Source organism: Microbacterium sp. 01T413_2 (genome assembly GCF_056398985.1).
In genome coordinates, this window is sequence record NZ_JBFTQL010000007.1 from 30,502 (window position 1) to 52,051 (window position 21,550).

Annotated in this window: 17 protein-coding genes; 7 read left to right on the plus strand and 10 right to left on the minus strand. The window is 69.5% G+C overall.

From position 1 onward, the window contains the following. Nucleotides 1-7: 7 nt before the first annotated feature. The 5 genes from AC1DMN_RS06005 to AC1DMN_RS06025 all read left to right on the plus strand — a co-directional run bounded on the left by AC1DMN_RS06005 (nt 8) and on the right by AC1DMN_RS06025 (nt 7,133). Entirely contained in the window at nt 8-2,098 is a 2,091-nt protein-coding gene (locus AC1DMN_RS06005) for a PTS fructose transporter subunit IIABC (protein WP_477229230.1), read from the plus strand. A gap of 28 nt (nt 2,099-2,126) precedes the next feature. Further along, nucleotides 2,127-2,396 (plus strand): HPr family phosphocarrier protein, encoded by a 270-nt coding sequence (locus AC1DMN_RS06010; RefSeq protein ID WP_477229231.1) that lies wholly within the window; start codon nt 2,127-2,129, stop codon nt 2,394-2,396. 1 nt (nt 2,397) lies between these two features. Next, on the plus strand, nt 2,398-4,089 hold the full coding sequence (ptsP, locus tag AC1DMN_RS06015; protein WP_477229232.1) for a phosphoenolpyruvate--protein phosphotransferase: 1,692 nt from the start codon (nt 2,398-2,400) through the stop codon (nt 4,087-4,089). 162 nt (nt 4,090-4,251) lie between these two features. Beyond that, nucleotides 4,252-6,873, plus strand: a complete 2,622-nt coding sequence (gene valS / locus AC1DMN_RS06020; RefSeq protein ID WP_477229233.1) for a valine--tRNA ligase — start codon at nt 4,252-4,254, stop codon at nt 6,871-6,873. Further along, nucleotides 6,870-7,133 carry a hypothetical protein gene (locus tag AC1DMN_RS06025; RefSeq protein ID WP_477229234.1) on the plus strand — a complete coding sequence of 88 codons (264 nt, stop codon included), beginning with the start codon at nt 6,870-6,872 and terminating at the stop codon, nt 7,131-7,133. Before valS ends, AC1DMN_RS06025 begins: the two co-directional genes overlap by 4 nt. Nucleotides 7,134-7,193: 60 nt before the next feature. On the opposite strand, the gene AC1DMN_RS06030 is transcribed toward AC1DMN_RS06025, so the two are convergent. The 4 genes from AC1DMN_RS06030 to tdh form a co-directional block, all read right to left on the minus strand. Next, nucleotides 7,194-7,415 carry a hypothetical protein gene (locus AC1DMN_RS06030; RefSeq protein WP_441975718.1) on the minus strand — a complete coding sequence of 74 codons (222 nt, stop codon included), beginning with the start codon at nt 7,413-7,415 and terminating at the stop codon, nt 7,194-7,196. Continuing rightward, nucleotides 7,412-8,065, minus strand: a complete 654-nt coding sequence (locus AC1DMN_RS06035; protein ID WP_477383996.1) for a helix-turn-helix domain-containing protein — start codon at nt 8,063-8,065, stop codon at nt 7,412-7,414. The genes AC1DMN_RS06030 and AC1DMN_RS06035 overlap by 4 nt, the downstream gene beginning before the upstream one ends. Before the next feature lie 147 nt (nt 8,066-8,212). Beyond that, nucleotides 8,213-9,388: a glycine C-acetyltransferase gene (locus tag AC1DMN_RS06040; protein WP_477229235.1), complete on the minus strand. Its 1,176-nt coding sequence runs from the start codon at nt 9,386-9,388 to the stop codon at nt 8,213-8,215. A gap of 9 nt (nt 9,389-9,397) precedes the next feature. Next, entirely contained in the window at nt 9,398-10,441 is a 1,044-nt protein-coding gene (gene tdh / locus AC1DMN_RS06045) for an L-threonine 3-dehydrogenase (protein ID WP_477229236.1), read from the minus strand. 87 nt (nt 10,442-10,528) lie between these two features. Between tdh and AC1DMN_RS06050 the strand changes: the two genes are divergently transcribed. Then, nucleotides 10,529-11,431, plus strand: a complete 903-nt coding sequence (locus AC1DMN_RS06050; RefSeq protein WP_477229237.1) for a LysR family transcriptional regulator — start codon at nt 10,529-10,531, stop codon at nt 11,429-11,431. A 114-nt stretch (nt 11,432-11,545) separates the two neighbouring features. Here AC1DMN_RS06050 and AC1DMN_RS06055 read toward each other — a convergent pair whose 3' ends face one another. Genes AC1DMN_RS06055 through AC1DMN_RS06080 form a run of 6 tightly spaced genes read right to left on the minus strand, consistent with a single transcriptional unit; the run spans nt 11,546 to nt 19,338 of the window. Continuing rightward, complete coding sequence (locus AC1DMN_RS06055) at nt 11,546-13,135, minus strand: ABC transporter substrate-binding protein (RefSeq protein ID WP_477229238.1); 1,590 nt, start codon at nt 13,133-13,135, stop codon at nt 11,546-11,548. Then, entirely contained in the window at nt 13,132-14,178 is a 1,047-nt protein-coding gene (locus AC1DMN_RS06060; RefSeq protein ID WP_477229239.1) for an ABC transporter ATP-binding protein, read from the minus strand. The genes AC1DMN_RS06055 and AC1DMN_RS06060 overlap by 4 nt, the downstream gene beginning before the upstream one ends. Beyond that, on the minus strand, nt 14,159-15,160 hold the full coding sequence (locus AC1DMN_RS06065; protein WP_477229240.1) for an ABC transporter ATP-binding protein: 1,002 nt from the start codon (nt 15,158-15,160) through the stop codon (nt 14,159-14,161). The genes AC1DMN_RS06060 and AC1DMN_RS06065 overlap by 20 nt, the downstream gene beginning before the upstream one ends. Beyond that, nucleotides 15,157-16,062: an ABC transporter permease gene (locus AC1DMN_RS06070; protein WP_440731511.1), complete on the minus strand. Its 906-nt coding sequence runs from the start codon at nt 16,060-16,062 to the stop codon at nt 15,157-15,159. The genes AC1DMN_RS06065 and AC1DMN_RS06070 overlap by 4 nt, the downstream gene beginning before the upstream one ends. Next, nucleotides 16,055-16,981: an ABC transporter permease gene (locus AC1DMN_RS06075; RefSeq protein WP_440731510.1), complete on the minus strand. Its 927-nt coding sequence runs from the start codon at nt 16,979-16,981 to the stop codon at nt 16,055-16,057. Before AC1DMN_RS06075 ends, AC1DMN_RS06070 begins: the two co-directional genes overlap by 8 nt. Continuing rightward, the gene (locus AC1DMN_RS06080) at nt 16,981-19,338 is read right to left on the minus strand and encodes an ROK family protein (protein ID WP_477383998.1); all 2,358 of its coding nucleotides are present in this window, start codon (nt 19,336-19,338) and stop codon (nt 16,981-16,983) included. The genes AC1DMN_RS06075 and AC1DMN_RS06080 overlap by 1 nt, the downstream gene beginning before the upstream one ends. A gap of 124 nt (nt 19,339-19,462) precedes the next feature. Here AC1DMN_RS06080 and AC1DMN_RS06085 point away from each other — a divergent pair, with 124 nt between their 5' ends. Continuing rightward, nucleotides 19,463-21,514 (plus strand): M3 family metallopeptidase, encoded by a 2,052-nt coding sequence (locus tag AC1DMN_RS06085; protein ID WP_477229242.1) that lies wholly within the window; start codon nt 19,463-19,465, stop codon nt 21,512-21,514. The last annotated feature ends 36 nt before the right edge of the window (nt 21,515-21,550 follow it).

The window sequence follows — 21,550 nt, forward strand, 5'->3', positions numbered from 1 at the left end:
ACTCCTCATGGCACTGATCAACGAAGAACAGGTCGTGCTCGACCTCACCGGCGCCGACCGGCACGAGGCGACGGCGACCCTCGCCGCACGGCTCGTCGCCACCGGCCGCTGCACCGACCTCGACCAGTTCCTCGCGGACGTCCACGAGCGCGAGTCGAAGATGGCCACCGGCCTTCCCGGCGGCATCGGCATCCCGCACGCGCGCAGCGCCGCGATCACCGAGCCGTCCCTCGTCTTCGGTCGCACCCGCGACGGCATCGACTGGGGCGCGAAGGACGGCCCGGCGCGGCTGGTCTTCCTCATCGCCGCACCCGAGGGCGGCGGCGATGCGCACATGCAGATGCTCCCGAAGCTCGCCAGGGCGCTGATGCGCTCCGAGTTCCGGGACGCGCTGCTCGCCGCGACGACAGAGGCCGAGGTCGTCGCGATCGTCGGCGAACACGTGCAGCTGGACGCGCCGAAGCCGGGGCCGGAGAGCACACCCGCGCCGGCCGCTGAAGCAAAGGCCGCGGAGGCCGAAGTCGCCGAGGCCGCAGCCGAACCCGCGGCGGGCCGCTCACTCAAGCTCGTCGGCGTCACCTCCTGCCCCACCGGGATCGCGCACACGTACATGGCCGCGGAGGCGCTGGAAAGAGCTGCCAAGGCTGCCGGGCACTCGATCAAGGTCGAGACCCAGGGCTCCGCCGGATCCACTCCGCTCACCCCCGCCGAGATCGCCGAGGCCGATGCGGTCGTGTTCGCGCACGACCTCGCGGTGAAGGACGTCGGCCGGTTCGCCGGCAAGCCCACCGTCGACGTCCCGGTGAAGAAGGCGATCTCCGACGGCCCCGAGCTCATCGAGCGGGCATCGGCGCTCGCCGCAGAGTGGGCGGCCGACCCGACCAAGGCTGCGGCAGCCGCTGCGGGGCCATCGGCCGGAGGCCTCACCACGAAGGTGGAGGCCGATGCGAAGGTCGGCACGAAGATCCGCCAGTGGCTGATGACGGGGGTCTCGTACATGATCCCGTTCGTCGCTGCAGGCGGGATCCTCATCGCGCTCTCGTTCATGATCGCGCAGATCGCTGTCGGCGAGACCGGCGCGCTCAAGGTCGTCAAGTACAACCTCATCGCGCCGGACGCGACGAACATCGCTCAGCACTTCGATCCGACGAGCCTGATGTCCTGGGGCGGGCTGCTGTTCGTGATGGGAGCCGCCTCGTTCGGCTTCCTGGTCCCGATCCTCTCCGGCTTCATCGCGTTCGCGATCGCCGACCGTCCCGGGCTCGTCCCCGGCATCGTCGGCGGTTCGATCGCGGCCACCATGGGCGCCGGATTCCTCGGCGGCCTGGTGACCGGATTCGTGGGCGGATTCGTGGCCCGGTGGATCTCGCGCTGGCGGGTGCACAAGGGCGTCCGCGGCGTGATGCCGGTCGTCGTGATCCCGCTGCTGTCGACCCTGATCACGGCGGGGCTGTTCATCACCATCCTCGGCCGTCCGATCGTGTGGCTGACGACGCAGCTCAACCAGTGGCTGACCGGAATGACCGGCGCGGGCGCTCTGGTCCTCGGCATCGTCCTCGGCGCCATGATGGGCTTCGACCTGGGCGGACCGGTCAACAAGACCGCGTACGCGTTCGCCACGACCGGGCTCGCCGCGGCCGGCGCGGCGACCGACGCCCCCCAACTGAAGATCATGGCCGCGGTCATGGCCGCCGGAATGGTGGCTCCGCTCGCGATGGCGCTCTCGACCGCCCTGCGCCCCAAGCTCTTCACGGAGCCGGAGCGCGAGAACGGCAAGGCGGCCTGGCTGCTCGGCCTGTCGTTCATCTCGGAGGGCGCGATCCCGTTCGCCGCCGCCGACCCGATCCGGGTGATCGCCTCGTCGGTCATCGGATCCGCCGTGACCGGCGGTCTCTGCATGGTCTTCGGTGTCACGCTGCGCGCCCCGCACGGGGGGATCTGGGTCCTCCCGCTGATCGGCGCCCCGCTGCTCTTCCTGCTCGCGCTGGTCATCGGCGTCGTGGTGATGGCGCTCATCATCACCGTGCTGAAGACTGTCGCGCAGAGCAAGCGCGTCGAGCAGATCGAGACCGCGGCCTCAGAGTCCGTCGCCGTCTGAACAACCATCCATTCGAAGGAGAACAACCATGGCCACTCGTACCGTCACCATCGCCTCGTCCGTCGGCCTGCACGCCCGTCCCGCGTCGCTCTTCGTCGAAGCCGCGGCGGACTCCGGGCTCGACGTCGAGATCGGCCGTCCCGGTGAGGACGCCGTCGACGCCACCAGCATCCTGGGCGTCATGGCGCTCGGCGCGAAGCACGGCGAAGAGGTCGCGCTGACGGCCGAAGGCGCCGACGCGGATGCCGTGCTCGACAAGCTCGTGGCGCTGCTGTCCACCGACCTGGACGCTCAGTGAGATGACGGCCGTGATCCCCGGCGAGGTCCGACAGGGCATCGGCGTCAGTCCGGGCACGGCGTACGGACCGGTGGTGCAGGTCGCACCGCCGGTCCGCCCGCCGCAGAACGAACCGGGCCCCGCCGACGCGGATCAGGCGGCGGCCGACGTCGCGCAGGCCTTCGCCGACGTCGCCGCGGCACTCGACGCCAAGGCGGAGCACGTCGTGGACACCGCGCAGGCGATCCTGCAGGCGACCGCGATGATGGCGCGCGACAAGTCGCTGCTCAAGGCCGCGGTGGCGGGTGTCCGAGCCGGCGTGGGACCCGCGACGGCGATCTCGGCCGCGGTCGAGGAGTTCGTCGTCAAGTTCGAGGCGCTCGGCGGCTACTTCGCCGAGCGGGTCGCGGATCTGCGCGACGTCGGCTCCCGAGCCGTCGCCGCGGTGCTGGGCGTGCCGGCTCCCGGGGTGCCGGACTTCACGGAGCCGAGCATCGTCGTGGCCGAGGACCTGGCACCGGCGGAGACGGCCACGCTGGATCGCGCGCTCGTCGCCGGGATCGTCACCCGGGCCGGCGGACGCACGAGCCACACCGCGATCCTCGCGGCGCAGATGGGCATCCCCGCCGTGGTGCAGGTGGCCGATGCGACGCAGATCGCCCCGGGCACTTTCATCGCCGTGGACGGCGACACCGGCGAAGTCGTCGTCGCCCCGGATCCGGCCCTGGTCGCCGAGCAGCGCGTCCGCCGGGAACGGCGTGCCGCGGCCCTGGCGGGGTCGTCCGGCCCCGGCCGCACCAAGGACGGTCTCGCGATCGCGCTGCTGGCCAACATCGGCGGCGTCGAGGACGCCGTGCTCGCCGGTGCGCAGGATCTCGAGGGCGTGGGTCTGTTCCGCACCGAGTTCGTGTTCCTGTCGTCCGAGACCGCGCCCACCGTCGCGGAGCAGACCGAGATCTACCGGCGCGTCCTCGAACCGTTCGGCGGGCGCCGCGTGGTCGTGCGCACTCTCGATGCGGGAGCGGACAAGCCGCTGAAGTTCGCCGATCTCGGCCCGGAGGAGAACCCGGCGCTGGGGCGGCGGGGACTTCGCCTCTCTGCCGAGCGGCCGGACCTGCTCGACGCACAGCTGGAGGCGCTGGCCGCCGCCGCGAAGCAGACCGGCGCCGACGTCCGCGTGATGGCGCCGATGGTCGCGACCGTCGAGGAGGCCGCCTGGTTCGCCCGGCGCGTCTACGAGAACGGCCTGCCCAAGGCCGGAGTGATGATCGAGATCCCCGCCGCCGCTCTGCGCGCGTCCCACGTGCTCGGCGCGGTCGACTTCGGGAGCCTCGGAACGAACGACCTCGCGCAGTACACGATGGCAGCCGACCGGATGCAGGGCGAGCTCGCGGATCTCCTCGACCCGTGGCAGCCCGCTGTGCTCGACGTGATCGCGGCCGCCGCCGACGGCGCGAGGGCTGCGGGGAAGCCGATCGGCGTGTGCGGCGAGTCCGCCGGCGATCCGCTGCTGGCGCTCGTGCTCGTGGGCCTCGGCGTCACCAGCCTGTCGATGGCACCCGGCAAGGTCCCGGCCGTCCGGGTGGCGCTCGCCGCGCACTCCCAGCTCGACTGCCAGCGGCTCGCCGCCGCGGCGCGAGGTGCGGCGACCGCTGTCGAGGCCCGCGACGCGGTGCGCGCCGCCGCGGCTGCGGAGCTGCTCGCCATCCTGTGAGAACCACAAGGAGGCGCCGGAGTTCGCTCTCCGGCGCCTCCTTGCGCTGTGCGTCGCCGTCGCCCCCCGGACCCGCGGTCCGGGACCGGGCCGATAGACTGTCGCCACACCCCACACTCAGGCACGCTCACACAGTGCCGCACACATCGCACGAGGAGATCCATGTCGTCGTTGAACGCCATCCCGGACAAGCCCGCACTGGAAGGCCTCGAAGCGAAATGGGGTGAGCGCTGGTCCACAGACGGCACCTTCCTCTTCGACCGCCTCCGTGCCGCGCAGAGCGGTCGTGACGGCGTCTACTCGATCGACACCCCGCCGCCCACCGCGAGCGGCAGCCTCCACATCGGGCACGTGTTCAGCTACACGCACACCGACATCAAGGCGCGTTTCGAGCGCATGCGGGGCAAGAACGTGTTCTACCCGATGGGCTGGGACGACAACGGCCTGCCCACCGAACGCCGTGTGCAGAACTACTACGGCGTGCGCTGCGAYCCGTCGCTCCCCTACAACGCCGACTTCACACCGCCCTTCGAAGGCGGCGACAACAAGTCATCCCGCGCCGCGGACCAGCTGCCGATCAGCCGCCGCAACTTCATCGAACTCTGCGAGAAGCTGACCGAGGAGGACGAGAAGCACTTCGAGGCGCTGTTCCGCCAGCTCGGCCTCAGCGTGGACTGGACGCAGACCTACCGCACGATCTCGAACGAGTCGATCCGGCAGAGCCAGCTCGCGTTCCTGCGCAATCTCGAGCGCGGCGAGGCCTATCAGTCCCTCGCGCCGACCCTCTGGGATGTGGACTTCCGCTCCGCGATCGCGCAGGCCGAGCTCGAGGACCGCGACCAGCAGGCCGCGTATCACACCATCGACTTCCCGTTCGCGGACGGATCCGGGCACATCACGATCGAGACGACGCGTCCCGAGCTCCTGCCCGCCTGCGTCGCGATCGTGACCCACCCCGAGGGCCCGCACAAGCACCTCATCGGCACGAAGGTGCGCACGCCCTTCTTCGGCACCGACATCGAGATCCACGGTCATCACCTCGCCCAGCCCGACAAGGGCACGGGAGCGGCCATGGTCTGCACCTTCGGCGACGTGACCGACATCGTGTGGTGGCGCGAGCTGCGCACCACGGACGGTCGCGACCTGCCGAACATGACCACGATCGGACTCGACGGACGCTTCCTGCCCGACGCCCCCGCGTCGGTGGGCGACGCGGACGCGGCCGCCTGGTATGTGGAGAACATGGCCGGCAAGACCGTGTTCTCGGCACGCAAGGCACTGGTGGAGAAGCTCCAGGAGACCGGCGCCATGACCGCGGTCGGCAAGCCGTTCAACCACGCCGTGAAGTTCTTCGAGAAGGGCGACCGCCCGCTCGAGATCGTCTCCACGCGCCAGTGGTACATCCGCAACGGCGCCCGCGACGCCGAGCTGCGCGATCAGCTGCTCGCGCACGGCGCCGAGCTGAACTGGCACCCGGAGTTCATGCGCGTGCGCTACGAGAACTGGGTGGGCGGCCTGACCGGCGACTGGCTGGTCTCGCGTCAGCGCTTCTTCGGCGTGCCGATCCCGCTCTGGTACGCGCTGGAYGAGAACGGCGAGCGCGACTACGACCGCGTGCTGACGCCTGGTCACGAGAGCCTGCCGATCGACCCCACGACCGACGTGCCCGCCGGCTACACCGCCGAGCAGCGCGGTGTGCCGGGCGGGTTCGACGCGGAGGCGGACATCCTCGACACCTGGGCGACCTCCTCCCTCACCCCGCAGCTCGCGGGCGGATGGGAGCGCGACGGCGAGCTCTGGGATCTGGTCTCGCCGATGGATCTGCGCCCGCAGGGGCAGGACATCATCCGCACCTGGCTGTTCTCCACCATGCTGCGCTCGACGCTCGAAGACGGACGCACGCCGTGGCGCAATGCCGCGATCAGCGGCTTCATCGTCGACCCCGACCGCAAGAAGATGTCCAAGTCCAAGGGCAACGTGGTCACCCCCGCCGACATTCTCGACGCGCACGGATCCGACGCGGTGCGGTACTGGTCGGCCTCCAGCCGGCTGGGGGCCGACGCCGCCTTCGACCCGCAGAACCCGACGCAGGTGAAGATCGGCCGTCGCCTGGCGATCAAGATCCTCAACGCCGCGAAGTTCGTGCTGTCCTTCCCCGTGCCCGAGGGCGCCGAGATCACGCATGCTCTGGATGCCTCGATGCTCGCCACCCTGGACGGGGTGGTGCGCGACGCGACGACGGCGTTCGAGAACTACGACCAGGCGCGCGCGCTCGAGATCACCGAGGCGTTCTTCTGGACGTTCTGCGACGACTATCTCGAGCTCGTCAAGGAGCGCGCTTACGACCGCACGAACGTGGGTCAGGCCTCCGCGGCACTCGCCCTGCGCCTCGCCCTCTCCACGCTGCTGCGCCTGCTCGCCCCGATCGTGTCGTTCGCGACCGAGGAGGCGTGGAGCTGGTTCGAGGAGGGCTCGGTGCACACTGCGGCCTGGCCGGAGCCGCTCGGCCCCGTGCCGGGATCGACCGGAGCCGGCGACCCCGCTGTGCTCGCGACGGCGAGCAAGGCGCTGATCGGCATCCGGCGGGCGAAGACCGAGGCGAAGGCCTCGCAGAAGACCCCCGTGTCGTCGGCGACCATCGCCGCCCCGGCTGCCGAGATCGCGGCGCTCGAGGCCGCTGCGGACGACCTCCGGGCCGTGGGCCGCATCGCGAAGATCACCTTCCGTGAGGCCGATGCGCTCGAGATCACGGCCATCGAGCTGGCACCGGTCGAGGAGGCATGATGCAGCTCGGGACGCGTTGGGCCGCCGGATCCGAGCCGCCGGCATCGGTTCCCGCGGCCCTGCGCCCGGGCATCGCCGACGCGGAGGCCCGCAGCGTGGCGGGCGGCACGCTGAGCCTGCACACCGGGGCCTTGAACCTGCTGCGCGGCACGTGGACCCTGACCTGGCTGGAGGGCCGGCCGATCGCCGAGCTCGACACCGGCTGGGAGGTCTCGCGCACCACCTCGGGCGAGGTCGTGGTCCGTCCGTTCGACGACTGACCCGGTCCGATCCCTGAGCCTGTCAACGGGCTCGCGAGTGCGAGTGCCAGTGCGACGACCTCAGCGCGAACGCGATCCGATCATCTGCAGCGACTGCTCGAGGATGAACGGATCCACGGCCTTGCGCGCATGCTGCTCACGGAGCATGTCGATGGCGAGCGCGCGTCGCTCGGCCCGGCGCTCCATGCGTCGGCGGACGTGCGCGGTGATCGCGTCGGCGACGCGGAGGCCCGTGCGCTCGAGGTACGTGGGGGCGGCGATGTGCAGCGTCGCGGCGGTCATGACAACTCCTCGGTCTCTGTGGTGCGGTGTTCCGCGGCGCCCCGCGGGCGGGCGTCGGGAAGGTCGAACAGGTCTGCGCGGACCGTGACGCGGCGCACACCGGGGCCGGTCTGGTCCCGATAGCGCTGCACGGCGGCCTCGACGAGCGCATCGATCTGCTGCGCGAGCTCCTGCAGCTGCGGCGCGGTCATGTCGAGCATCGTGGTCATGTGGTGCGCGGCCTCGCGCCACTCCTGCGGCACCTCCGACTGCGGCCGGTGCAGGTGATCCATCAGTCGCTGGTGCCTGTTGCGGAAGAACTCGTCCTCCACGATCTGCGCGGCGGCCCGGCYGGACGGCGTCATCTCGTCGTTCGGCCCGGAGAACGACATCCGTCCACGGGGGCGCTCCCACCACCGCTCGCGCGCCGTGCCGCGGTCAGCGACCTCGTGGATGAGGTCGCGCGCGGCGAGCGCCCGAAGGTGATAGCTGGTGACGCCGGAGCTCTCCCCGATCAGCGCGGCGAGCGAACTCGCCGTCTGCGGACCGCGCTCCGCGAGCAGATCCAGGATCCGCACCCGCAGCGGGTGCGCGAGCGCCTTCAGCGCGCTCGCGTCGAGCGTGCGCTCCTCGGGCTGAGCGTCCCGTCGGGGTCTTTCGTTCTCCGTCATGCATGCAAAGATACCTTTGCAAAAAGATCTTTGCAAGCACTTCTTTGCAACATCTCACGTCGACGCCCCCTCTGTACGCCGACGCCCCCTCGCAGGAGCGCTGCTCAGAGGGGGCGCCGGCGCTGCGAGGGAGCGTCGAGGAGCGGGTCAGGCCGCGGCGCGCGCAGCGACGAACGCTGCGACGCAGCGCTCGACCTGCTCCGGGGTGTGCGCCGCGGAGAGCTGCACACGGATGCGCGCGAGCCCGCGCGGCACCACGGGGAAGCTGAAGGCGGTCACGTAGACGCCCTGCTTCTGCATCTCCGCGGCGACCCGTGCGGTCAACGCGGCATCACCGAACATGACGGGCACGATCGCGTGCTCGCCCGGGAGCAGGTCGAACCCCTCCTCCGTCATCCGGCGGCGGAACAGGGCGGCGTTCTCCTGCAGCTGCAGGCGAAGGGATCCGGATCCCTCGACGAGATCGAGGGCGCGCAGGGTGCCCGCCACGATCGACGGGGCGAGTGTGTTCGAGAACAGGTACGGACGGGCGCGCTGGCGCAGCAGGGCCACGATGTCGCGATGCCCGGCGACGTAGCCGCCGCTCGCGCCTCCGAGCGCCTTGCCGAAGGTGCCGGTGTAGATATCCACCCGGCCCTCGACGCCGCACAGCTCCGGCGTGCCGCGACCGTGCTCGCCGATGAAGCCGACGGCGTGCGAGTCGTCCACGAAGACCAGCGCGTCGTAGCGCTCCGCGAGGTCGCAGATGTCCGCGAGCGGGGCGATGTAGCCGTCCATGGAGAACACCCCGTCGGTCACGATCACCCGGAAGCGCGCATCGGCCGCGGCCTTGAGCTGCTCTTCGAGGTCGATCATGTCGCGGTTGCGATAGCGCAGCCGGCGGGCCTTGGAGAGGCGGATCCCGTCGATGATCGAGGCGTGGTTGAGCTCGTCCGAGATGATCGCGTCCTCGGCGGAGAACAGGGTCTCGAAGACGCCGCCGTTCGCATCGAAGCACGAGGAGAACAGGATCGCGTCGTCGGTGCCGAGGAACGCGGACAGCCGTCGCTCCAGCTCGAGGTGCTGCTCCTGGGTGCCGCAGATGAAGCGCACGCTCGCCAGCCCGTAGCCCCACTCATCGAGCGCGCCCTTCGCGGCCTCGACCAGACGAAGGTCGTCCGCGAGGCCGAGGTAGTTGTTGGCGCAGAAGTTGAGCACCTCGGCGCCGTCTGCGACGATCTCCGTGCGCTGCGGACCGCGGATCCCGCGCTCGTGCTTGGTGAGGCCCGCTTCCTCGATCCCGGTGAGCTCGCTCGCGAGGTGCTGCTGGAATGCTCTGTACATTGTCGTCTCCTACAGTTCGGTCCAGTCGAGGATGATCTTGCCCGTGCCCGCGGATGCGGCGGACGCGAAGCCCTTCTCCCACTCACGAGCCGGGAGGACCTCGGCGATGATGCGGGTGATCGAATCGCGCAGCACCGGGCTGGTCTGCAGCATCGCCCCCATCGCGTTCCACGTCTCGAACATCTCGCGGCCGTAGATGCCCTTCACGGTGAGCATGTGCGTGACGATCTTGCCCCAGTCCACGCTGAACGGGCCGGTCGGCAGGCCGAGCATCGCGATCCGCCCGCCGTGGTTCATATTGTCGATCATCGCGGGCAGCGCGCTCGGCGCCCCGCTCATCTCGAAGCCGATGTCGAAGCCYTCGCGCATGCCGAGTGCGCGCTGCGCGTCCGCGATGTCCTCRCGGGAGACGTCGACGACGGCGTCGGCACCCATCTCGCGGGCGAGCTCCAGCCGAGGAGCGCTCACGTCGGTCGCGGTGATGAAGCGCGCGCCCACGTGGCGGGCGATCGCGATCGCCATCAGCCCGATCGGGCCGCAGCCGGTGACCAGCACGTCCTCGCCGACGAGCGGGAACGCGAGTGCGGTGTGCACGGCGTTGCCGAGCGGGTCGAAGATCGCGCCGAGTTCGGGAGTCACGTCGGAGTGGTGCACCCAGACGTTCGTGGCGGGCAGGGTGAGGTACTCGGCGTAGGCGCCGTCGCGTTGCACGCCGAGTCCGATCGTGCGGATRCACATCTGCCGACGACCTGCGCGGCAGTTGCGGCACATGCCGCACACGATGTGCCCCTCGCCGGACACCCGATCACCGACGGTGATGTCGTGGACGAGCGGGCCGACCTCGACGACCTCGCCGTAGAACTCGTGACCGGGAATGAGCGGCGCCTTCACCGCGGAGGCGGCCCAGTCGTCCCAGCGCTGGATGTGCAGGTCGGTGCCGCAGATGCCGGTGCGCAGCACACGGATGACCACCTCGTCGGGACCGGCCACGGGGTCCGGCCGGTCGACGAGCGCGAGGCCCGCGTGCGGGCCGTCCTTGTAGAGAGCCTTCATGCTTCGATCCCACCGCGAACGACTGTGAAGAACAAGCCTGACTGTCTGGACTGATCATTAAGTATCGCTACATGCTTGAATAGACATATGCAACTGCAGCAGCTCCAGATCCTGCGCGAGCTCGGTGCGCTCGGCAGTGTGACCGCGGTCGCCGACGCTCTGCGGGTGACGCCGTCCGCCGTCTCCCAGCAGCTGGCCGCACTGCAGCGCGGCGTGCGAGCACCTCTGACCCGCAAGCAGGGCCGCACCCTCGTTCTGACGCCGGCCGGCGAGGCTCTCGCCGAAGCCGGCGCCGCAGCGCTCGACGCCATGGCCGCGGCGCGCTCGGCGGTCGACGAGTTCGAGGCCGCGGAAGGCGGCATCGTCACGATCAGCGGCTTCCTCAGTGCGGCACAGGCGTTGTTCGGACCCCTCCTGCGCGACCTCGGATCCGGCCCCGGGGTCCCTGCGATCCGGTTCACCGACGAGGACGTCGCGCAGAGCGACTTCCCTGCGCTCACCGCACGCTACGACCTGGTGCTGGCACACCGAATGGAGCACAGCGCGCCATGGCCGAAGACCGGGATCCGCGTGCTCACGCTCGCGACGGAGCCTCTGGACGTGGCGCTCTCCCCCGATCACCCGCTCGCGCAGCGAGCCTCGCTGCGCCCGGCCGACGTCGTCGGCGAGCGCTGGGTGACCAGTCGAGCGGGCTACTCCCCCGACGACGTGCTGCGCACGATCTCCGCCATCATGAATCGCCCGGCGGAGATCGTGCACCGCATCAACGACTACGGCGTCGCCGCCTCCGTCATCGCGACGGGCGATGTGATCGGCGTGCTCCCGCGCTACACGACCCAGGGGACGGACGCCGTGGTGCGCCGTCCGCTGCAGTATGTGAGCACCAACCGGATGATCGACGTGCTCGCGCGGCCGGAGAACCTGCGCCGGCGTTCGGTGCGGCTGGTCGCGGACGCGCTCAGCCGAGTCATGGCGAAACTCGCGGGCTGAGCGCCGTGCTGGACCGTCGGCGCATGGAGCCGGCGCGGCCGGGGTGTCCCTCACGGTCACCCCGGCCGCGCCGGGAATCATCCGAGTCCGCAGGACCAGGTCACTGCGACCAGGTCATTGCGAGCAGGTCACCTCGGTGCGGTAGATCTGCATGTCACCGCCCGCTGCGTGCGGGGTCACGCACGTCGTGTGGGCGATGTACATGACCTGCTGGTACAGCGGCTGCAGCACCTGGTCCGCGAGGACCGCGTCCTCCGCCTTCTGCCACAGCGCATCTGCCTGCTTCTCGTCGCCGGAGGCGAGCGCTTGCTTGACCTGGTCGGCTGCCCCGGGGTTGTCGTACTTCAGCCGGTAGTTGGCGTCCACGAAGATCGACGCGATCCACTCCGAGGCGCGCGGGAAGGACGAGCCCCAGAGCTGGATGCTCGGGCCGTCCAGCCCGTATTTGTTGATCGTGTCGGAGAGCGTGGCCGCGGGCACGGGCTTGGGTTCGACGTCGAGGCCGATCTCCTTCGCGGAGTTGGAGATCGCCAGGGCCGTCGCCGCATCGGTCGTGCTGCTGGAGGCGTAGTTCAGCGGGATGGAGCCGGTGAACCCGGCCTTGGCCAGCAGCGCCTTCGCCGCGTCGGGGTCGTACGTGCAGTACTCCCCGCAAGCGCCCTCACGATAGGCCGAGACCGAGTTCGGCATGAGCGAAGTGGCCGGCAGGGTCGCGCCCTTGAAGAGGTCCTTCGAGATGCTCTCCCGGTTCACGATCATCGAGAACGCCTGCCGCACCTCGACCGGATACGTCGCATCCAGGTACGTCGGCCACGCGATGTAGGTCTGCAGCGTGTTGCGGTCGATCGCCGTCAGCCCCTCTTTGCCGAGGGCATTGCGGCCCTGCGCGATCAGGCCGGGCGGCAGACTGCGCAGCACATCCGCATTGCCTGCGACCACGTCCTGATATGCCGTGTTCGTGTCGGTGTAGACGCGGAAGGTGAGCGTGTCGGCCGCGCCCTTCGGCACCCATCCCTTGTACCCCGGGTCCTTCCTCAGCACTGCCTCGACCTGAGGGTCGAGCGACTTCAGCGTGTACACGCCGTTGCCGATCGGCTTCTTGTCGTAGGCGACCGGATCCTTGAACGCGCTCTCGGGCATCGGGCAGAACGAGAGCATCGAGAGGAGATAGGGCACGTCGTTGTTCGGCGACTTCATCGTCAGCGTGAACGTATCGTCGTCCACGAGCTTGAGCCCGGACAGCTCGGTGACCGTCGGCTCGCCCTCGGCGGGGTTCAGTTCGTCATACCCCTGGATCTGCTCGTATGCGAAGTTGGACGGCATCGCGTTGGCGCCGTTCGCCACGAAGTCGAAGGTGTCGACGTAGGTCTTCGCGTCGATCTTCGTGCCATCCGAGAAGGTGTGCCCCTTCGCGACTTTCACGGTCCAGGTGGTCTGGTCCTTGCTCTCGACGGATGCCGCGCCGCGCATGAAGATCGACCCGTCGTCCTCGATGCCGGTGAGCGGCTCGCAGATCGCCATGGCGATCTGGCTCCCGGCGTTCTGCGCGCCGGTGACGCGCTGGATCTCGCCGTTGTTCACCGCCACCAGCGAGGTCTTGCCGTCTGCGCCGCCGGAGGGCTGGCCGAGACACCCGGTCAGCATCGTCGCGCAGGCCGCGGCGGCGACGATGCCCACCGCGATGCGCGTCGTCAGTCTGGTCATGGTTCTTTCCTTTCGGAGGGTGTGGAGATGGTGTAGACGGCGCCCACACGGGAGCGGCTCACCTCGGCCGCGAGATGACAGGCGGCGCGATGCCGCGCGGGCTCGCCGGGAACCGGGGCGAGCGCGGGGACCTCTGTCGCGCACCGCTCGATGGCGGTGTAGCAGCGGGTGTGGAACGGGCAGCCGGGCGGCGGATTGATCGGAGACGGCGGGTCGCCCTCGAGCACGACCCGGTCGAGCCGCTCATCGGGTGCGAGCTTGCGCGGGATCGCGGAGAGCAACGCCCTCGTGTACGGATGCGCGGTGCGGTCGTATACGTCGTCGCCATCGCCGGATTCCACGACCTTGCCGAGGTACATCGTCACGATCCGGTCCGACATGTGCTGCACGACGTCGAGGTCGTGCGCGATGAACACCATCGACAGTCCCAGCTCGCGCTTCAGCCGGTTCAGCAGGTTGAGCACTTGCGCGCGCACGGAGATGTCCAGGGCCGAGACCGGCTCGTCGCAGACCAGGAGCCGAGGCTCCACGGCGAGCGCGCGCGCGATGCCGACCCGCTGCAGCTGACCGCCCGAGAACTCGTGCGGATAGCGCTGCGCATGGTCCGGATTCAGTCCCACCTGCGCCAGCAGCTCTCGTACCCGCCCGTCGATGCGCGACGCGGGAAGCAGCCGGTGCGTCTCGATGCCCTCTGCGATCGACTGTCCGATCGAGCGTCGCGGATCGAGCGAGGCATGCGGATCCTGGAAGACCATCTGCACCTCGCGATGCAGGATCCGCGCCCGTTCGGACGGACGCATCGCGACGACGTCGGTGCCGTTCCAGCGCACAGCCCCTTCGCTCGGCGCCTCCAGCCCGCAGATGATCCGGGCCAGGGTGGACTTGCCGCAGCCGGACTCGCCGACCAGGCCGACCGTCTCCCCCTGTTCCACCCGGAAGTCGACACCRTCCACCGCGCGGACCGGCGAGTGCCCTGCCGCGGCGAACATCGTCTTCTTCTGCCGGTAGTGCCGGCGGACGCCCTCAAGCTCCAACAGGGACATCGGAGAGCACCTCCTCGAGATGGTGGCACGCGGCGGCGCGACCCGATGCGAAGGCCACGAGCGGCGGATCGATCGACGCGCACTCCCCGGTCGCGTAGGCGCAACGCGGGTTGAAGCTGCACCCCGGCGGACGGCGGGCGATGTCGGGCGGAAGGCCGGGGATCGTCGGCAGATCCTGACCACGGTGCGCCGCACCCGGGATGGAACCGAGCAGGCCCCGGGTGTACGGGTGGGCCGGCCGATCGAAGACCTCGTCGATCGGTCCGTACTCGGCCACCCGCCCCGCGTACATCACGAGCGCGCGGTCGGCGAGCTGACCCGCCACCCCCAGATCGTGGGTGATCATCATCAGTGCCATGTGCCGCTCCGCGGTGACCTCGGCGAGAAGCTCGAGGATCTGGGCCTGCACGGTGGCGTCCAGGGCGGTGGTCGGCTCATCGGCGATGAGGACGTCCGGATCGAGCGCAAGAGCCATCGCGATCATGATGCGCTGGCGCATGCCACCGGAGAACTGGAACGGGTAGTGATCCGCACGGTTCGCGGCGTCGGGGATGCGCACGGCCCGCATCATCTCGATCGCGCGCTCCTTCGCCTCACGGCGTCCGAGCCCGCGATGCACCCGGTACAGCTCGGCGATCTGCGTCGACACGGTCTGCACCGGGTTGAGCGCGCTCAGCGCGTCCTGGAACACCATCGCGACGCGCGCGCCCTGCACCGCGCGCAGACGGGCGGCGGACAGGGAGAGCAGGTCCGTGCCGTCGAAGAGGATCCGACCCCCGGTCACCAGTGCGGCGGGCTTCGGCAGGATCCCCATCACCGCCTTGGCCGTGATGCTCTTGCCGGAGCCGGACTCACCCAGAACCGCGAGCGTCTCACCGCGGTCGAGTGTGAAGCTCACGTCTTGCAGCGCCGTGATCGGTGCGGTGCCGCGGGATCCGCGGAATTCCAGAGAGAGGCTCTGCACCTCGAGCAGCGCGGTCATCGGCGGCCCTTCGGGTCGAGGGCATCGCGCAGGTTCTCGCCGAGAACGACGAAGGCCAGTGTGGTGAGCCCCAGCATGGTCGCGGGGAACAGCATCAGGAGCGGGGCGATCTGCCAGTTGCCGTCCTGGCTGGCGGTCGCGATCTGCAGTCCCCACGAGAACGCGGGCAGCTTGAGGCCGACGCCGAGGATGGAGAAGCCCGCCTCGGCGGTCATGCCCGCGCCGATCGAGAGCGTGCTCATCACGATGAGCGGGGTCACCGCGTTCGGCACGACGTGGGCGCGCAGGATCCGCCACGGACCGACACCCAGACCCCGCGCCGCCTGGATGTATTCGAGGCTCTTGACCTGCAGCACCGAGCCGCGCATGTACCGCATCGTCCCTGCCCAGCTGAACAGCACGAGCACGAAGACGATCGTCCAGACCGTGCGGGAGCGGAACTGATACAGGATGACGAGGCTCGCGATCCCGACGGGGATGCCCAGGATGACGTTCGAGATCCAGGACAGCACGGAGTCGACCACGCCGCCGAAGTAGCCGGCGAGCGAGCCCGCCACGAGTGCGATCGTGAAGCTGATCACGGCGGTGAGCACCCCGACCTCCAAGGACGTGCGCGCGCCGTAGACGATGTTCGTCCAGTAGTCGCAGCCCTGGATGTCGAAGCCCATGATGTGGCCCGGCTGCGGACCCACCCGCGACATCGCGAGGCTGCAGGAGCGCGGATCCAGGGGCGTGAACAGTGCGGGGAAGAGCGCCATCGAGGTCACCACGAGGATGATCGCGACCGCGACGAGGAAGAACGGCTTGCGCCAGAGCGCGTGCAGGCCGCTGCGCGGGCGGGCGCGACGCATGCGCGCGGTGAGCAGCGCCATCGTGGATTCGCGCGCTGCGGGATCAGACATGACGCACCCTCGGGTCGATGATCGGATACAGCAGGTCGACGACGAGCGCGCAGACCAGGTAGAAGAGCAGCAGGAACACCGAGACCCCGACCACCACCGGCCCGTTCTGCGTCTCGATGGCACGGGACAGTGTGCCGCCGAGGCCGGGCAGGTTGAAGATGGTCTCGATGAGCACGGATCCGCCGAGCAGGCTCGCCAGGCTCAGCCCGAGATAGGTGACGACGGGCATGAACGCGTTGCGCAGGGCGTGCACCCACATGATCCGCCGTGGCGGGAGTCCCTTCGCGGTCGCGGTCACGATGAAGTCAGACCGCAGCACGTCGACGAGGCTCGTGCGCGTCAGCCGCGCGAGCGGCGAAGCGGTCTCCAGCGCCAGCACGACCGCCGGCAGGATGAAGGCGATCGGGAACCCGAGCCGCACCCCGGATATCGGCAGCCAATGCAGCTTTATGCCGAAGACGTACTGCGAGAAGTAGGCGATGATGAAGCCGGGCACGGCCAGGAAGAAGATCGTGAAGAAGAGGTTGAACTTGTCCGGCAGCCTGCCCTGGCGCAGCCCCGCCCAGACACCCAGGCACACCCCGATGGCGATCTTCAGCAGGAACGCGGACAGTGCCAGCACGAGAGTGTAGGGCAGTGCCGTCGCGATGAGAGTGGACACCGCGTTGCCGTTGAAGTCACGGCCGAAGTCGCCGTGCAGCACATTCATCAGGTACTTGCCGTACTGCACGAGGAACGGATCGTCCAGGTTGTACTGGGCGCGGATCGAGGCGATCGTCGAGGGCGACAGTCGCTTCTCCCCCGCGAGCGCCAGTACCGGATCCCCTGGGACGAGGAAGACGAGGAAGTACACCAGGAAGGTCGAGCCGATGAGGGTGGGGATCATCAGCAGGATCCGCCGCAGGCTGTACCGGAGCATCAGTGCCTCGCGGACTCGCGTGCCGGCTGGTGGGCCGTGAAGTAGGCGATCATCTCGTCGGGCACAGCGGGGATCTGCTGCGGCTGGGACCCGGATCGGATGGAGAGGGCGCCGGCGACCCCGGCGGCGACGGCGTCGCGGGCCGCGAGCGGGTTCGTGTCGGTCGGGGTGCCGGAGCGCACGAACTCGACGAACTCGGCCACGGTGAGCGGATCCGCTCCCCCGTGCCCGCCGTCGCCGCCGTCCTGGATCGGATAGCGGACATGCCCCTTCTCGAGGTAGTCGCTGCGCGCGTTCCACACCCGGATCTCACCGCCGGTGCCGTCGTCGAAGTTCTCGATCCGCCCCTCGGTGCCGATCACCGTGTAGTTGCGCCAGTAGTCCGGGGTGAAATGGCACTGCTGATAGCTCATCAGCACCCCCGARTCGGTGCGCATCATGATCATCGAGATGTCCTCGACATCGATCACCGGRTTSAGATCCYGCTGGGCGRSCGGCGGCCAGTTSSCCATCGAGAACCAGTCGCCCATGCGCCGGTCCGAGTTGTCCCGACGCGAATCCACCTGCCCGTAGACGGCGAGGTCCCCGACGCCGACCACCGTGCGCGACGATGTGCCGGCCAGCCAGTGCATGACGTCGATGTCGTGGGCGCCCTTCTGCAGAAGCAGGCTCATCGCCTTGTCGCGCTCGGCATGCCAGTCCTTGAAGTAGTAGTCGCCGCCGTGGCCGACGAAGTGACGGCACCAGATCGCCTTGACCTCGCCGATCTCGCCACGGTCGATGACGTCCTTCATCATCCGGACCACCTGCATGTGCCGCATGTTGTGGCCCACATAGAGCTTCGATCCCGTGCGATACGCGGTCTCCAGGATCCGGTCCGCGTCCTCGATAGAGATCGCGAGCGGCTTCTCCACGTAGACCGGCACGCCGCCCTCGAGCAGTTCGATCGACACCTCGGCGTGCGTGAAATCGGGCGAGGTGATGAACGCGCCGTCGATCGCGATCCCCGAGGCGAGCATGTCGGCGACCGAGGCGAACACCGGGATGTCGCCGAACAGCCTGGCCGCCCTCGCGTGCGTCTGCGGAGCAGGATCCACCGCCGCGACCACCGTGCCGCCCGCTGCCTCGACGTGGAGGGCCACGCCCGCACGCGCACCAACGCCGATCACCGCCGCCCGGAAGGCGGTGGTCTGCCCTGTCGCGTCCTGCTGCACCATGTCGTCCCTCTCGTTGCTGGTCGTGATGGCCGGGGCGGTCACGCCCTCGAAGCCGTAGATACGTGCGGCGTGTCGCTGGAACGCGAGCCCGAGGGCGCCGATCGCCGCGGCGTCGACGCCGAGTTCACCTCCGCGGATGAGACGCGTGCCGGTGTCGATCCCCATGACGGCGGTGCGCACGTTCTCCTCGAGCGGAGCCGCGATGAGGTCCGCGAACTCGGCGAGTTCCCCGCCGAGCACGATCACCTCGGGGTCGACGGTCAGGATCAGCGCCGCCATCGCCGGCGACATCGCCGCGCTCAGGCTGCGCAAAGCCTCGAGCCCGCGGGTGTCGGCCGGGTCATCGCGCAGGCGGCGCAGCTCAGCGCCGACGACGGGAACGGCCTCGAGCAGAGTCCCCTTCGGGATCTCCACATCGCTGAACGCGCGGAGCATGCCGACCTCTCCGGCGCGCCCGCGGCGGCCGCGCACGACGTGTCCGGCGGCCGTGACCCGGGCGGAGACGTGGTGCCAGGTGAGCGCGTAGACGCCCGTGTCGGCGTCGCGGAGCGCGCCGGAGCGGGACTCCGCCTCTGCCGCGAGGGAGAGGTCGTTGTCCACGACGACCGGGATCCCGAACGCCTCGGTGAGCAGCGTCCCGAGGTGGGCCCCGTGCCACGAAGCGACCTGAGGCGAGGAGATCACGATGCCGTCTTCGTCGAGAAGGCCGGCAGCGGCCACGCCGATCGCAGCGACGTCCGAGAGCCGGCGGCCGGCGCGCTCCAGGGTCTGGACGAGAAGGGCGCGCAATGGGGCGAGACCGGGCTGAGCGGTCGTCGGCGGTGCAAGCTCCGAGCTCTGCACGCCGAGGACCCGGCCAGACCGGTCGGCGACCAGCATCCGCACTCCGCTGCGGGTCAGATCGACACCGACGACGACCTGAGCTCCGAGGACAAGCGAATACGAGCGGGCCGGACGCCCCGCGGACGCGCGGGCCTCGTGCTCGACCACGAGCCCTGCGTCCTTGAGCTCCACGAGCGCCGCGGTGACCGTCGGCCGAGACAGGCCCGTGGACTCCGCGAGGTCCGAGATGGTGGCGCCGTCGTGCTCACGCAGCGCGGTCAGGCACTGGGCGACGAGGCGTGGATCAGTCGTGGACATCATCGGCCTTTCGGAACCAACTTGATAAGCATTATGAAAGTGCTTTCGTCATTGATATCCGACGAGTCCGCGTCGTGTCAAGGCAATCCACCCTGACTCGGGATCCGACTCCTAGGCTCGGAGCATGACGGTCGCGACCAACCCGCTGCTCACCCCCTCCGCCCTCCCCTACGCGCTGCCCGACTACGGACGGATCCGTGCGGAGCACTATCTCCCCGCATTCCGGCGCGGTTTCGAGGAGCAGCTCGCCGAGGTCCGCCGGATCACGATGGTGCGGTCGATGCCGAGCTTCGAGAACACGATGGTCGCGCTGGAGCGCAGCGGAGAGCTGCTGGACCGGGCCTCGCACGCGTTCTACACCGTGAGCTCCGCCGATGCGACGGTCGAGATCCAGGCGATCGATGAAGAGCTCGCCCCGCTGATCGCGGCTCACCAGGATGCGATCCTGCTCGACTCCGCGCTGTACTGGCGCATCACGCAACTGCACGACCAGCTCGACACCCTCTCTCTGGATCCGGAGCAGCACCGCCTCGTCGAGCGCTGGCATCGCGAGATGACCTTGGCCGGTGCGGCGCTCGACGACGATGCGAAAGCCCGGCTCACCGAGCTGAACCAGCGGATCTCCGCGCTCAGCACCGCATTCGAGCGAAACCTGCTCGCCGACACGAACGAGCTGGCCGTGCTCTTCGACGACGCGACCGAGCTCGACGGACTGAGCGCGGGAGAGCTGTCAGCCGCTGCCCGAGCCGCCACCGAGCGCGGGCTCGAGGGCAAGCATCTGCTCACCCTCCCGCTCTTCACCGGCCACCCGGCCCTCGCAGCGCTCACGAACCGCGAGAGCCGCCGTCGCATCATGGAAGCGTCGCGCTCCCGCGGGGCGCGCGGCGGCGAGCACGACAACCGCGGCGTCCTCGCCGAGATCGTGCGTCTCCGCGCCGAACGCGCGGACCTGCTCGGCTATCCCTCCCACGCGGCCGCCGTGACCGCTGACGAGACCGCGGGTACTCCTGAGGCCGTAGAGCGCATGCTGCGCGACCTCGCCGCACCGGCCGCACGCAACGCGACGGCGGAGCGAGCGGCCCTGCAACGCCTCATCGACGACACCGAGTCCGAGCCGTTCCCCCTGGAGGCGCACGACTGGGCCTTCTACACCGAGAAGCTGCGCACCGCGCAGTACGAGATCGACACCGCGGCGCTGCGCCCATGGTTCGAGTCGGAGAGCGTTCTGCGCGACGGCGTGTTCGCCGCCGCCGGCCGGCTGTACGGGCTCTCGTTCACCGAGCGCCCCGAGCTGCCCGTCTACCACCCGGGCGCGCGCACGTTCGAGGTGTTCCAGGAGGACGGGTCGGCGCTCGGGCTCTTCGTGCTGGATCTGTACACGCGCGACAGCAAGCGCGGCGGCGCGTGGATGAATCCGATCGTCAGCCAATCCGCGCTGCGCGGCACGTTGCCCGTCGTCGCGAACAACCTCAACGTGGCGAAGCCCGCCGACGGGGAGCCGACGCTGCTCACGCTGGACGAGGTCAACACCCTGTTCCACGAGTTCGGCCACGCACTGCACGGGCTCTTCTCCGACGTCACGTACCCGCACTTCTCCGGCACCAACGTGTTCCGCGACTTCGTCGAATTCCCCAGTCAGGTCAACGAGATGTGGATGCTCTGGCCGGAGATCGTCGGCGAATACGCACGGCATCACGAGACCGGCGAGCCGCTCCCGGTCGGTCTCGTCGAGCGCCTGCAGGCCACGGAGACCTTCAACCAGGGCTTCGAGACCAGCGAATACCTCGCCGCGGCCTGGCTCGACCAGGCGCTGCACGCGCTGGCTGTGGGCGACTCGATCGATGACGTCGCAGCGTTCGAGGCCGCGGCTCTCGCAGACATCGAGCTGAACGATCCGGCCGTGCCCACCAGATACTCCTCGGCGTACTTCGCACACGTGTTCTCCGGCGGCTACAGCGCCGGCTACTACTCGTACATCTGGAGCGAAGTGCTCGATGCCGACACCGTGGAGTGGTTCCGCGACAATGGAGGGCTGACCAGGGAGAACGGGGAGCGCTTCCGACGGCGCCTGCTGGGTGTCGGCGGGTCGAAGGATCCGCTCGAGGCCTACCGCGACTTCCGCGGCCGCGATGCGGAGATCGCGCCGCTGCTCAAGCGCCGCGGGCTGGATCGCTGACGGCAGCGCTGTCGGCGGAACGCTCCGGCGCTCTGC